The following is a 12,931-nucleotide window of genomic DNA, read 5'->3' as shown; positions in this document are numbered from 1 at the left end:
ACCCGGTTGCCGCTGCGAGAGATTCAGCCGCGCTCGGCGTCTTCCGGTTTGAGTCCGGTCTTGCGCGTCTCGTCGGGCTTGGGCACGGTCAGCCAGGCATTGATGCGCTGGATGTCGGCATCCTTGAAGTCACCGCTCCAGCGCAGCAGGACCAGCTGGTTGGTGATGAAGTCGTATTGCGCACGCAGGTAGTCGCGCCGGGCGCTGTACTCCTGGCGCACCGCATTCAGCACGTCCACCGCGGTAGCTGCACCGAAGGAGAAGGACTTCTCGCTCGCCTCGCGCGCCTTGACCGCCGAGTTCAGCGCATTGCGCGATGACTCGATCTTGCTCAGGCTGGCAAAGCTCTTCAGGTAGGCGGTCTTGGTTTCCTTGACCACCTGGCGCCGCACCGCTTCGTAGTCTTCTTCGGCCGATTCCTGGGAGCCATACAGACTGCGCGTCCGGGCGCTCACCGAGCCACCGCTGTAGATCGGAATCTGCAGATTGAGGCTGGCCGAGTAGGTATCGACGACATCCGCGGCGATGACGTTCTCGTAGGCGAAGTCACTGCGTTGCGCCCCGAACTGCAGACTCAGGGTGGGCAGATGGCCGGCCTTGGCCTCACTGACGGCGTACTCGGCCGAATTCAGGGCTTCCTGCTTGGCCTGCAACGCCGGATTGTGATTGATGGCCGACTGCACCCAGTCGGTTTCCGTACCCGGCAACGCGGTAAAGAGGGTGCGGTCATCGATGCGCTTAAAGGGCTGATAGATGTCCCGCCCGACCAGCTCGGCCAGCGCTTCGCGCGTCACCTGGATCTGGTTCTTGGCTTCGATTTCCGCGGTCTTCAGGCTGTCCACCCGCGCGGACAGCTGCAGCTTGTCGGTGATGGTCGCCAACTGCCGGTCGAACAGCGCCGAGACGCTGTCGAGGTTGCGCTGGGTCGCCTGGCGCTCGGCGGTGGCCAGCTCCAGTTCATCCTCGGCCGCCAGGGCGGCGAAGTAGCGCTGGACCACGTCCGCGGCGGACTGGATGCGGGTGTCTTCGGCCAGCGAGCGATACTGCTTGGTGAGCTCACTGTACTTCTTGAAGCCACGCCAGGCGGCCGGGTTATAGATCGCCTGGGTCAGACTCAGGTTGTAGGTCTGACCGTCGTAGAACAGCGTCTGGGGACCTTCGGTGCGCTTGATGCGACTGGTGGAGGCGCCGCCGCTCAGCTGCGGCAGCATCTGGCCGAAGGCACCGTCCTGCTGCCCCTGACTGGCCTTGACCTGGGCATCCGCGCCACCGATGCGGGGATCGGATTCCATGGTCTTCTGGTACAGCTGCCAGAGATCCAGGTAGGCCGCCGGCTCATGGGTGGCGACAGGCGCCGCCTGACCCAGCAGCGGCAGGGCCAGACCCAGGGCGAGAAGCAGTCGGGCGGGCTTGAACATCGCCTTACTCCTCGATCATCGAACGCGCCATGGCATTGCGCGCCGGCTTGAGCAGATAGTTGAGCAGGGTACGGGCGCCGGTGTTGATCAGCACCTCGGCCGGCATGCCCGGCACCAGCTCGCGACGACCCAGGTCGGCGCGGCCCTTGTCGGTCAGGGTCACGCGTGCCAGGTAGTAGGGCGCACCGGTCCGCTCGTTGGTGAAGCGGTCGGCGGAGATATAGACGACTTCGCCTTCCAGGATGGGGGTGGTGGCGTTCTTGAAGGCGCTGAAGCGCACCTCGGCCAGCTTGCCCAGTTCGATACGGTCGATATCGTTCGGCTGCACCTCGACCTCGACCAGCAGGTCGGCACCGAGCGGCACGATGTCCAGCAGGTGGGTACCGGGCGCCACGACGCCGCCGATGGTATGCACCGCCAGGCCCATGACCATGCCGTCGACCGGCGCCTTGATCACCGTACGGTTGACGAGATCCTGCAAGGCCCCTACCCGCTCGCGCAGCTCATAGATGCGCGACTGGGTCTCGGCCAGCTTGTTGGCCACGTCGGATTTGAATTTCTGGGTGGTCTGCAGGATCTGCAGCTTGGTTTCCCCCATCTGCACCTTGGCGCGGGCGATGGCCGATTGCTGATCGGCGATCTCGGCCTGCAGGCGCGACAGGTTGCGCTCCTGGTCGCGCAGGCGCTCGTTGTTGACGTAGCCCTGCTTGAGCAGCTCGCTCAGGTCCTTGATCTCGCTGCCATAGGACTGCGAGAGACCCTGCTTGCTCTGGATGATCGCCGAGAAGCCGCGGATCTGCTGCTCGAGCTCGGCGCTTTTGTTCTTGAGGACGTCGATCTCACCCAGGCGCGCATTGCGCTGGGCGATGAAGATCTGCCGTTCGCTGTTGCGGGCTTCCTGGACGCGCTTGTCATCCTCGGGGAAGTCGCTGGTGCCGAAGGTCACGTCGTTGCGATCGTCGCGCTCGGCGATCAATCGCGCTTCCAGCGCCTGGGAGGCGATCAGTTGGCTGCGCGCCGCTTCGAGCTGGGCACGGGCCTGGGTATCGTCCAGGCGCAGCAGGACATCGCCGGCCTTGACGTGGTCACCGTCGTGGACCATCAGCTCCTTGACGATGCCGCCTTCCAGATGCTGCACGGTCTTGCGCGAACTCTTGATGGTCAGATAGCCCTGGGCGAGCACGGCGCTGTCGAGCGGGGCCAGGCCGGCCCAGAGACCGCCCAGGCCAAAGACGACGATCAGGATGATGTAGCCCAGTCGACGGACCGGCTTGTCGGAAATCTTCAGGCCCTCGGCCTCGGCTTCAGCGAGATACTGGGTATTCATCAGGCCATACCTCCCGATTGCTCAGTGCTGCCATCGGTTTTGGGCAGGGACTCGGTTTCAGCAGCGGCCACGGGCGTTGCCGCGGGGCGGCCCTGCAGTTGCGCCAGGACCTGATCACGCTGGCCGGACATGACGATCTGGCCATCGTTCATCACGATGAGGTTGTCGACGTAGGCCAGGACGCTCACGCGGTGGGTCACGATGAACAGCGTCGCGCCGGTCTGCTTGAGGCGCAGCAGCGCCGCGCCCAGGGCCTTCTCGCCCGCCTCGTCAAGGTTGGAGTTGGGCTCGTCCAGCACCACCAGCCGCGGATTGCCATAGACGGCGCGGGCCAGGCCGATGCGCTGACGCTGACCTCCAGAGAGGGCACCGCTATTGGCGCCGATGATAGTGTCGTAGCCCTGGGGCAGGCGCAGGATCATGTCATGCACCCCGGCCAGTTCAGCGGCCTCGACCACGGCCTTGGCATCCACCTGGCCAAAGCGGGCGATGTTGTCGCTGATGCTGCCGTCGAACAGTTCGATGTCCTGCGGCAGGTAGCCAATGTACGGACCGAGTTCCTCGCGCTTCCACTGGGCGATGTCGGCGCCGTCCAGGCGCACCTTGCCGCTCTGCGCCGGCCAGATGCCCAGCAGCGCGCGCGCCAGGGTCGACTTGCCCGCCGCGCTGGCACCGAGAATGCCGACCGAGGCACCCGCGGTGACGTTGAACGAGATGCCCTTGAGGATCGGCTGAAAGGCGCCAGGCGGCGTCAGGATCAGTTGCTCGACCGAGATATTGCCCTTGGGCGCCGGCAGCGACATGCGCGGCGGCTCGGCCTGCACGTTGCGCATCATCTCGTTGAGGCGGGCGTACTGGCCGCGGGCGGAAATGAAGCCTTTCCAGCTGCCGATCATCAGATCGATAGGCGCCAGGGCACGGCCCAGCAGCAGGGAACCGGCGGTCATCAGACCGGGTGTGATCTGGTGGTCGATGACCAGCCAGGCACCCAGGCCGAGGATCAGCGACTGCAGCACCATGCGCAGGGTCTTGGACAGGTTGCTCAGGGCGCCGCCGTGCTCGCTGGCACGCGCCTGCAGGCCCAACACGTGGGTATTGCGCTTGCGCCACTGCTTGAACAGGCTGGGCATCATGCCCATCGAGGCCACTACCTCGGCGTTGCGCAGGTTCTTGCTGGTGAACTGGGTTGCCCGGGCGTTTTCCTGGTTCGCCTCGGCCAGCCGCTTGCCGGTCAGCTTCTCGTTGGCATAGGCCAGAAGGATCAGCAGGATCGCGCCGAGCACAGTGAGGGCGCCGAACAGCGGGTGGAAGAAGTACATCACCGCGATGTAGATCGGCAGCCAGGGAGCGTCGAAGAAGGCGAACAGCCCTTGCCCGGTCAGAAATTGGCGCAGACCCGTCAGGTCATTGAGCGGTTGCGCCGAGGCCTGGGCGCCGCCGGTGTAGAGTGCCTGCTTGAAGCTGGCGTCATAGAGGCGCTCGTTGAGCACCAGATCCAGGCGGGTGGAAACCCGCACCAGGATGCGCGAACGGATCCATTCCAGAGCGCCGTAGGTCGCCATCAGCAGCAGCATGATCAGGGTGAGCATCACCAGCGTGGTGATGCTACTGCTGCTCAGGACGCGGTCGTAGACCTGCAGCATGTAGAAGGAGGGGACGAGCAGCAGCAGGTTGATGAAGAGGCTGAAAAAGCCGACCGTTAGAAAGCTGCCCTTGCAGGCAATCAACGCCTGCTCGAGATCTGTCTTGGGTTTGGATTGCATGCAGATACCAGCGGGGACAAGAAGGAACAAAACCGCAGGGTGCGGACTCTATCACAGGTTTTTGAGGGGTGTTCCCCCTACCCGCGGAGCCCGCGATCCTACCCGATGACCGGGGCCAGAGCCTTAAGCCTGTCTTACGTCCGGGGTCTCGACGGCATCGCTGGCCTGCAGATGGCGCTGCTGCAGGATGCCCTGGCGGGTGCGCTCCACCAGCTGCAGCGAAGCTTCGCGCCAACCGACCCAGGCCCAGTCCTGCAGCGGACGTGCGGACGGGAAGGCACCTTCGGCTTCGTAGCGCTCCACCTGAGCGGCCAGGGACGCCGGATCCTGCAGTTCGAAATAGGCCATGAAATCCCCACCCACCTCGCGGAACACGGGGATGTCGCTGGCCATGGCCGGCAGGCCGCGCTGCATGGCTTCCACCAGCGGCAGGCCAAAGCCTTCCACATAGGAGGGGAACACCAGGGCCCGGGCATGGGCATAGGCGTATTCCAGGCTGGTGTCGTTGGCGCCGTTGAACATGAACAGCCGACGCTTGTATTCCGGATGGGTCTTGATGCGCTCGATCAGCGCCTCGGTCTTCCAGCCCACCTTGCCGATGATGCACAGGCGCACATCGGCGCCCCTAGCCCAGAGCAGGTCGAAGGCATCCAGCAGATAGGCGTGGTTCTTGCGCGGCTCGATGGTGCTGACCATCAGGTACGCCGGGGTCTTGCCGTCGAACAGGCGCTTGAGCTCCGGATCGCAGGCCGCGCCGCTGCCATTCAGATCGAGCTCCGAGCCCAGCTGGAAGTAGCCGTGCCACTGGCGCTCGGCCGCGGCGCCGCGGCGCAGGCGCAATTCCGCCTCGACTTCCTGGCTGATGGTCTGGGAGATGGCCATGAAGCCGTCCGCGGTGCGGGCGATCCAGTCGAACCACTCATCGAAGACCTTGACCAGGTGGTTGTCGCAGAACTGCGGATGGGTGAGCGGGATCAGGTCGTACATCACCGAGACGATACCCACGCCACGCGCCTTGAGCGATTCGGCGAGCTTGAAGAAGTCGGCGTGCCAGGAGGAATCCAGCAGCACCAGCTGGTCGCCGGGCTCGATGTCCAGGGGAGTGGCGCGCTCGGGCTCTTCACCCGCCTTATAGTCCTGCTCGCGCAGGATGTTCAGCGGCCACTGGATGACCTGGCTGGTCGCGCGGCACGGCCAGTACCACAGGCGGCGCAGCAGCAGCGAGCGGTCGGCGTACGGCAGCTTCTGCTCGACACGGTCGTGCCAGCGCCAAAAGCGATCCTGCAGGCGGTCCAGGCGGCCGATCCACTGCCGGCGACGGATCCGGCCCTCGTCGACTTCCAGCGGCTCCAGGCTGTTCACCCGGTAGAGCTGATCGTGCTTCATCATGACCGGAATGCACTCGACCGAGGGTTCCAGGTGCGGCAGCTGCTTGATGACGTTACGCACCACCCGCTGGATACCGGAGTTGTCGGAAGGGTGTTCGTAGACGTAGGTGCATTCGATCAGTAGACGCATGGCAACTCGCAAATCCTCGCTAGGCCCGGGCAGGCCTGCCAGAGAAGGGCCGATGGAAGGCCGAAATGAAGGAGCGCCAACCGGAAAACTGCGGGGGCCGGCGTCTGGATCCGTAGGGCCAAAATTGGCGGGCGATTATAAGGCCCAGGGCACACAGAGCCCAGCCCGGTCGTCTCGGCAACGTCAGGGCCGGTCATAAAACTGCTACCAGACGTGGACTAATCGTGGTCAGCCCGGATAATGCGTGCCTTTGCGCCAGGGGCGCGGCGATCGCGACGTCCCCGACGTATCCGGACCACCACGCCTCTGGCGGGCATTCCCTGACGACCCGCGTGCGTGTCTTTGACGGGTGCTTCAACCTCAGCTGTCGAGCGAACATGAAGGTCTTCGTTTCCATCAATGTGCTCAAGCCGCCGATGACCGGCATTGGGCGCTACACCCTCCATCTGCTGGAAGAGTTGCTGGCCGATCCGGCGGTGGAAGACGTGAAGGGCTTTGGCGACGAAGGTTTTCTGGATCGCGAGGCCTTGCGGCAGAAGGTAAGCGCGCTGGGGCAGGCACTGCCGCCCTCCTCCATGCATCGCGGCCTGGGGAAATTGCGGCGCTGGCTGGGGCACCGCCCCTGGCTGCGCCGCCTCTATCGTCATCGTCTCAACAGCCGCTTCCTGCAGGGCAAGGCGCAGCTTGAGGGCTACGTCTACTGGGAGCCGGGCTACTACATGCTGCCGCTCAACGGGCCCAGCGTCGCCACGCTCTATGACCTGTCGCACATCCGTCACCCCGAGCTGCATCCGCCGGCGCGGATCGAGGAGATGCGCCGGCTCATCCCCGATACGCTGGCCCGCGCCACCCGCCTCATCACCATCTCGGACTTCACCCGCCGGGAGTTGCTCGCAGAACTGAAACCTACCCAGCCGATCGATCTGGTCAGCCCAGGCGTTTCGCGTGGCTATGCCGAGGTGTCGCCCGAACAGCGCCAGGCCTGTCGCCAGGCCTACGACCTGCCGGAACACTTCACGCTCTCGGTCGCCACGCTCGAACCGCGCAAGAATCTGGCGGAGCTGCTGAAGGCATTCGCGCTGCTGCCCCAGTCGCTGCGCCAGCGGTTTCCCCTGGTACTGGCCGGCGCCCCCGGCTGGGACAGCGCGGAGTTGCAGCAGCTGATCGAACAGCTCAGCGCGGCCCATGAGCTTCGCTACCTGGGTTATGTGGATCAAAGGCACATGCCTGCGCTCTATGCCAATGCCACCGTGCTGGTCTATCCCTCGCTGTACGAGGGCTATGGCATGCCCGTGGCCGAAGCCATGGCTACTGGTTGCCCGGTGATCACCTCGAATGTCAGCTCCATGCCGGAGGTGGCGGGCGATGCTGCCCTGCTGATCGATCCGCGCGACCGCGGTGCTATCGCCGGCGCCTTGCAGCAGGTACTGGAATCCGCTGAGCTGCGCGCGCGCCTGGCAGCGGCCGGGCGCCAGCGCACCGCTGACATGCACTGGGCCGCGCGGGCGACGGCCCTGCGAGAGAGCCTGCTCGCCGCGCAACGAATGACCTGAGCCAGGGCTGCTGCCCTATGACGGATCTCGCGGCTTGAAGACCAGATCGCCCTGATCGCTGGTCTTGCAGACGAACCCTGTGGGCAGTCGTGGTCGCCAGCCAGGACACTGGCCTGGCGCAAGCAGGTAGAGGTTGTGCGGATCCAGGGCCAGCGAAGCGGCCAGATCCATGAGTTTCAGTTGCTGATGTCGCCTGGCCTTCTGGTCCATCCGCGCGAACCAGCCGAAATTCATGTTCAGGCCGTGGGTCGCAGCGAATTCACCGACCGGCAGCCAATAGGGCACCAGTTGCTCCGGCTGCAAGGCGATGATGCTTCTATAGCCGGTGGTGACTTCGCTCCAGGGCGACTGGGTGAGCCTGACTTCCTGGGCATGGCTTTGCTGCAGGCTGGCGATCAGATAGCCGCGCAGGCCGCCCAGGTCCCAGACCTGAATGCACAGCGCCAGCAACAGGATGGGCGTGGCTCTTGCCCCCGCCCGCCGCCACAACAGCAGCATCGCCCAGGCCATCAGCCCGTAATACACCGGCCAGAAGAAGCGACCGGATGCGCGAAAGGTATTGGCGAAGGCCAGGACATTCTCGGGCAACGGATAGGTGAACCAGGTCAGCCCCTGCCGGGACACGACATTGGACAGGGCGAAAACGGTCAGCCCCAACGCCAGCAGCACATAGGGCTCGCGCAACAGCGCCTGCCTGGCACCCACCACCGTCGCGCCCCTGATCGCCTCCAACGCGCAGTAGGCGATCAGCAGCAGCATGCCCAGGCCGAGGAAGTTGAAGCCTTCCAGATTGGTCAGGTCATTGTTGTTGGCGCGCAGGATCTTGGAAAAGAAGGCATAGCCCGGATTGACCGGCGCAAAGAGATCCATGCGGTAGAGGCCGAAGCCGTCGGCGATCTGACCACCATTGTGTACGGTGAAATAGCCGGCCGCCTCCATGGCCAGCGCCACCAGGAGCGTCCCGGCGACCAGGGAAAGGGCGATGCCCCTGGTATCGCGATTCAGCTGCCAGTCCCGAACCATGGCCGCGATCCAGATCGCCAGCGTCATCGCCAGCAGATAGGCGTGTACCCAGGAGGCCAGTACCAGCAGTACCAGCCAGGCATAGCGCTGAAAGCGTGGAGCTAGGTACAGATAGAGACCGGCCAGCAACAGCCAGTGCCCGGACAAGGCGAAGTGCCCGGTCATCCTGAAGAGATAGACCGGGGCAATGGCGAAGAAGAGCGCGCAGACCAGCGAATACAGCGCCTGGCCGGTCAGTCGCAGGGCAACCAGATAACCGAAGACCGCCTGCAGCAGGCAGCACAGCAGCAGCCAGATGCCGGTGTACTGGAAGGCGTCAGGCAGCCAGGCATTGAGTGGCTTGAACAGAAAGGCCATGAGCGGTATCGAATCGGTATAGACGATCGAACTGCTCACCTCCATGCCGAAGGGATAGTTCTTGCCCAGGGGCCACTGCCAGAGCGGCGTGCCGCGGAAGAATTGCCAGCCGAGCCAATGCTGGGCGGGATCACCGGCCATCAGCCAGCCAACCTGAGTCGGATCGAGGATGGCGCCACCGGTGTAGCGGTAGAAGACCAGCACACCGCACAGGGCGGCGAGCGCAAGAAACAACCCTTTTTTAAAACCGTAACTCATGAAAACGATCTGTCCCTGAAAAAAACGCTAGCGCGGCGCCTGGCATCGCTCGAACAAGGCCGGACTCAGCAGACTGGCCAGCCGCTGGGTATGCTCCAGTCGCGTCTCCGCGGTGAGATGGTAGTTGGTGTCGAAGAACGCCTCGGCCGGGTACATGAAGGCCAGGGGTTCGCCCACATAGATGAGGCCATGTCGAGCAGCGGCCTCGGGAAGCTCCTGGTAGAAGGCCCGCTCGACAGGATCCTGGTGATAGGACTCGCGGTCGAGCATGGCCGGCGGCACGAAGACAGCGCAGCCGCCGGCGGCATGGACTTCATTGGCGAAGGCCTGCCACAGCGCCCAGCTGCCGTTGAAGGCCCCGGCCTGGGCACCGTAGTGCTGCACGGCGGAATCCCGGGCACCGGCGAAAAGCGCCTCACTGCGCTGTTCGCGGGCACTCACCAACTGGTCGCCGTTGGCATCCAGATGATGGGCACCGTAGAGGCCAGCGACCTGGAAGCCGGCCGGCACCCCCTGGTAGCCCTGTACGACGCGCAACAGCGGCGTTTCCGCCAGCAGGCGCACCAGCCTGAGCGGATTCAGGCCATAGGTCACCGGATGGCTCAGCCAGTATTCGAGAAAGACCTGATTGACCTCGAATCTGTCGTGGTACAGCGGATACTCCAGCGGCAGCAGCACCCAGTCCCCTGGCTTGACGGCCTGACGCGCATAGATCAGCAGGTAGGGACTGAGAATGCCAGCGTTCACGCCCAGATTGATCACCGGCCGCTGCAGGGCCTGCGCGAGGGTGGGCGAATGGATGCCAAACATGGCGCCAGAGCCGGCCACGACGACCACCTTGGGCTGTTTGATCGCCTCGGCCTGGGCCAGCTTCTGCCCATAGGCGCCCTCCACCCAGAGGTTGTTGACGAAGGGCTTGCCCAGTTGCCCGGCGACCAGAGCGATCCAACCCAGTGCAAACAGACAGGCTCCCACCAAGAGTCCAGTTAAAAAGCGTCCTGACTTTGAGCGCATGGGGACCTAGAAATTGAAGTAGAGGAACGCCCGATCCGGACGGGCCAACATGGCTTTCATGACCAGCAGCGCAAGCACGGCGGTCAAAACGCCACGCCAGAAAGGCGAAAGGCGCAGCACCAGCTTCAGGCTATAGGGCAGCCAGGCGCACAGCGCCAGCAGCAGCGGAACCGCCAGCCAGAGTCCCTGTTGCAGGTGCAACGAGGCCACTTCCTGCAGCAGCGTATTGAAGCCTGGTAGCGCAGGAGCCTGCCAATGGCCCAGCTCGCCGAACATGCGCAGGGCGTGGCCGAGATCGACCGCGCGGAAGGGGATCCAGGCCAGCATCACCACCAGCAGCGTCAGCGCCCAGGCCAGCGGTGCGGGCAGCCGCCAGGAAGACAGGCGCAGCCAGCCGTGGTTGAGGCAGAGCAAGGCGCCGTGGATGCCGCCCCAGAGCACGAATTGCCAGCCGGCGCCGTGCCAGAGGCCACCCAGCAGCATGGTGATCAGCAGGTTGCCGTACTGGCGGAAGGCACCGTGACGGCTGCCGCCTAGGGGGATGTAGAGATAGTCACGCAGAAAGCGGGACAGCGAGATGTGCCACCGGCGCCAGAAGTCGACGATGGACAGGCTGCGGTAGGGCGAGCGGAAGTTGATCGGCAGTCGGATACCGAACACCAGGCCCAGGCCGATCGCCATGTCCGCATAGCCGGAGAAATCGAAATAGAGCTGCAGGCCGTAGCCGAAGGCGGCGAGCAACACCTGGGGCGCGCTCAGGGACTCCTGCAGATAGAGCGCATCGACGCCCGGCGCCAGGCTGTCGGCCACCAGCACCTTCTTGGCCAGGCCGAAGACGAACAGGGTAAAACCCAGCTTCCAGGCCCAGGGACGTGCCGCGAAGCCCCGTTCGATCTGCGGAATCAGGCTGCTGGGGCGGCAGATGGGGCCAGCGATCAGGTGCGGAAAGAAACTCACGCACAGCAGAAACGCCCGGAAGTCGCCTGGTCGCTGCAGTCGGCCGCGATAGAGATCGACCTGCCAGGCAATCTGCTGAAAGGTATAGAAGGAAATGGCCAGCGGCAGGATGAACTGGCCGGGCAGGCCGACGCCGAACATGCCGGCGAAGAAGCCCAGGTACTTGTAGTAGCCCAGCAGCACCAGGTTGAACACCAAGGCGGCCGTCAGCCAGCCCTTGCTGCGTAGCCGCCATACCCGCAGGCCCAGGGCGTAGTTCACGCCCATGGACAACCAGAGCAGCAGCAGAAAGCGCCAGTCCCAGACCGCGTAGAACACCCAGGACGCCAGGCTCAGGAAGACCGCGGTAGTCGACCAGTCGGCGCGCTTGCGCAGCACCCAGAAGCCCAGCAGGGTCAGCGGTAGAAACAGCAGCAGGAAGGGAAAGGAGCTGAAGATCATCGGCAAAACACGCACTGGATCGCTGGAAATGGCTGCCGCAGAGGTGCAGCCGCTGGATCTTTCGGCCGGCACTCTATCACGAAGCCCATGCCTTGCAGGCTCAAGGCCGCTTGGGGGCCATGCTAGAATTCCGCCCTTTTGCAGGCCGCTCCCCACCCATGCGTATCCTTCACGTATTCAAGACCTACCTCCCGGATACCCATGGTGGTATCGAGCAGGTGATACGCCAGATGTGCGGCGCGACGCGCACGCTGGGGGTGAGCAATCGGATCCTGACCCTGAGCGAACAGCCCACCCCTGAATGCATCGAGGTCGAGGGTATTCCGGTGCAGCGGGTGCGCCAGGACGCCAATATCGCCTCTACCGGTCTGTCTCGCGCGGCCTTCGGCGCCTTCGCCCGGGCGGCGCGCGACAGCGACGTCATCCACTATCACTTCCCCTGGCCGTTCATGGACGTGCTGCAACTGGCGGTGCGGCCGGGCAAGCCCTATGTGGTCAGCTACCACTCGGATATCGTCAAGCAACGCCATCTGCTGCAACTCTATCGCCCCCTGCAGCGCCACTTCCTGAGTCGCGCCAGCCGGATCATCGTCGCCACCGAGCCCTATCGACGCAGCAGCCCGGAGTTGCGCGGACTGGAGGCGCACACCGAGGTCATTCCCTACGGCCTCGATGAAGCCAGCTATCCAGCGCCGTCCCAAGAGTGCCTTGCGCAATGGCGCCAGCGCCTGGGTCCGCGCTTTCTGCTCTTCGTCGGCGTGCTGCGCTACTACAAGGGTCTGCACCTGCTGCTCGACGCCCTGGCCGGCCTGGACCTGCCGCTGGCCATCGTCGGCGACGGACCGGAGCGGGCCGCGCTGGAAGCCCAGGCGCGCCGCCTGGGTCTGCGCAACTGCCACTTCCTCGGTCGCCTGCCGGAAGAAGACGTGGCGGCGCTCTACAGCCTCGCCGAGACCTTTGTCTTTCCGTCGCACCTGCGTTCGGAAGCCTTCGGCATGGCCCTGCTGGAAGCGGCCATGTACGGCAAGCCGCTGATCAGTTGCGCCATAGGCTCGGGCATGAGCGAGATCAACCGGCACGAGCAGACCGGCCTCGATGTGGCGCCCACCTCCGCCGCGATCCGGGAAGCCCTGCTGCGACTCTGGCAGGCGCCGGAAGAGCGGGCACGTTTCGGCGCCGCCGCCCGCGCCCATTTCGAGCGGCACTTCCAGGCAAATCAGCTGGGTGAGCGGCTGTATGCCGTCTATCGTCAGCTGGCGCCTGGCGCCGCCGGCTAGCGGGGCGCCCGGCGAGCGAAGCGCC

9 protein-coding genes are annotated in these 12,931 nt (G+C 64.7%); 2 read left to right on the top strand and 7 right to left on the bottom strand.

Annotated features, from left to right (window positions below; all coding sequences use genetic code 11):
• Positions 1 to 23: 23 nt before the first annotated feature.
• From PVZ72_RS01960 to PVZ72_RS01945, 4 genes are all read right to left on the bottom strand, one after another.
• Positions 24 to 1,418: a TolC family outer membrane protein gene (locus PVZ72_RS01960; RefSeq protein ID WP_173149889.1), complete on the bottom strand. Its 1,395-nt coding sequence runs from the start codon at positions 1,416 to 1,418 to the stop codon at positions 24 to 26.
• A 4-nt stretch (positions 1,419 to 1,422) separates the two neighbouring features.
• The gene (locus tag PVZ72_RS01955) at positions 1,423 to 2,745 is read right to left on the bottom strand and encodes an HlyD family type I secretion periplasmic adaptor subunit (protein WP_187980635.1); all 1,323 of its coding nucleotides are present in this window, start codon (positions 2,743 to 2,745) and stop codon (positions 1,423 to 1,425) included.
• Positions 2,745 to 4,508, bottom strand: a complete 1,764-nt coding sequence (locus tag PVZ72_RS01950) for a type I secretion system permease/ATPase (RefSeq protein WP_273861083.1) — start codon at positions 4,506 to 4,508, stop codon at positions 2,745 to 2,747. The genes PVZ72_RS01955 and PVZ72_RS01950 overlap by 1 nt, the downstream gene beginning before the upstream one ends.
• A 123-nt stretch (positions 4,509 to 4,631) precedes the next feature.
• Positions 4,632 to 6,026, bottom strand: a complete 1,395-nt coding sequence (locus PVZ72_RS01945; RefSeq protein ID WP_273861082.1) for a glycosyltransferase family 4 protein — start codon at positions 6,024 to 6,026, stop codon at positions 4,632 to 4,634.
• A 377-nt stretch (positions 6,027 to 6,403) separates the two neighbouring features.
• Here PVZ72_RS01945 and PVZ72_RS01940 point away from each other — a divergent pair, with 377 nt between their 5' ends.
• Positions 6,404 to 7,579, top strand: coding sequence for a glycosyltransferase family 4 protein (locus PVZ72_RS01940; protein WP_273861081.1), 1,176 nt, complete (start codon positions 6,404 to 6,406; stop codon positions 7,577 to 7,579).
• A 15-nt stretch (positions 7,580 to 7,594) separates the two neighbouring features.
• On the opposite strand, the gene PVZ72_RS01935 is transcribed toward PVZ72_RS01940, so the two are convergent.
• The 3 genes from PVZ72_RS01935 to PVZ72_RS01925 are packed head-to-tail and all read right to left on the bottom strand — an operon-like array spanning position 7,595 to position 11,629.
• Positions 7,595 to 9,217 carry a DUF6311 domain-containing protein gene (locus PVZ72_RS01935; RefSeq protein WP_273861080.1) on the bottom strand — a complete coding sequence of 541 codons (1,623 nt, stop codon included), beginning with the start codon at positions 9,215 to 9,217 and terminating at the stop codon, positions 7,595 to 7,597.
• A gap of 27 nt (positions 9,218 to 9,244) precedes the next feature.
• On the bottom strand, positions 9,245 to 10,192 hold the full coding sequence (locus tag PVZ72_RS01930) for a hypothetical protein (protein ID WP_273861079.1): 948 nt from the start codon (positions 10,190 to 10,192) through the stop codon (positions 9,245 to 9,247).
• Positions 10,193 to 10,237: 45 nt separating this feature from the next.
• Positions 10,238 to 11,629: an MBOAT family O-acyltransferase gene (locus PVZ72_RS01925; RefSeq protein ID WP_273861078.1), complete on the bottom strand. Its 1,392-nt coding sequence runs from the start codon at positions 11,627 to 11,629 to the stop codon at positions 10,238 to 10,240.
• Between the two features lie 158 nt (positions 11,630 to 11,787).
• Here PVZ72_RS01925 and PVZ72_RS01920 point away from each other — a divergent pair, with 158 nt between their 5' ends.
• Positions 11,788 to 12,906 (top strand): glycosyltransferase, encoded by a 1,119-nt coding sequence (locus PVZ72_RS01920; RefSeq protein WP_273861077.1) that lies wholly within the window; start codon positions 11,788 to 11,790, stop codon positions 12,904 to 12,906.
• The last annotated feature ends 25 nt before the right edge of the window (positions 12,907 to 12,931 follow it).

Source organism: Pseudomonas sp. LA5 (assembly GCF_028640825.1).
Lineage (GTDB): Bacteria > Pseudomonadota > Gammaproteobacteria > Pseudomonadales > Pseudomonadaceae > Chryseomonas > Chryseomonas aestiva.
This window is presented reverse-complemented; position numbering and strand designations above follow the sequence as displayed.

Bases quoted from the DNA above. Each gene is read 5' to 3' on its own strand.
- PVZ72_RS01960 (WP_173149889.1), bottom strand. From the start codon at position 1,418: ATGTTCAAGCCCGCCCGACTGCTTCTCGCCCTGGGTCTGGCCCTGCCG.
- PVZ72_RS01955 (WP_187980635.1), bottom strand. From the start codon at position 2,745: ATGAATACCCAGTATCTCGCTGAAGCCGAGGCCGAGGGCCTGAAGATT.
- PVZ72_RS01950 (WP_273861083.1), bottom strand. From the start codon at position 4,508: ATGCAATCCAAACCCAAGACAGATCTCGAGCAGGCGTTGATTGCCTGC.
- PVZ72_RS01945 (WP_273861082.1), bottom strand. From the start codon at position 6,026: ATGCGTCTACTGATCGAATGCACCTACGTCTACGAACACCCTTCCGAC.
- PVZ72_RS01940 (WP_273861081.1), top strand. From the start codon at position 6,404: ATGAAGGTCTTCGTTTCCATCAATGTGCTCAAGCCGCCGATGACCGGC.
- PVZ72_RS01935 (WP_273861080.1), bottom strand. From the start codon at position 9,217: ATGAGTTACGGTTTTAAAAAAGGGTTGTTTCTTGCGCTCGCCGCCCTG.
- PVZ72_RS01925 (WP_273861078.1), bottom strand. From the start codon at position 11,629: ATGATCTTCAGCTCCTTTCCCTTCCTGCTGCTGTTTCTACCGCTGACC.
- PVZ72_RS01920 (WP_273861077.1), top strand. From the start codon at position 11,788: ATGCGTATCCTTCACGTATTCAAGACCTACCTCCCGGATACCCATGGT.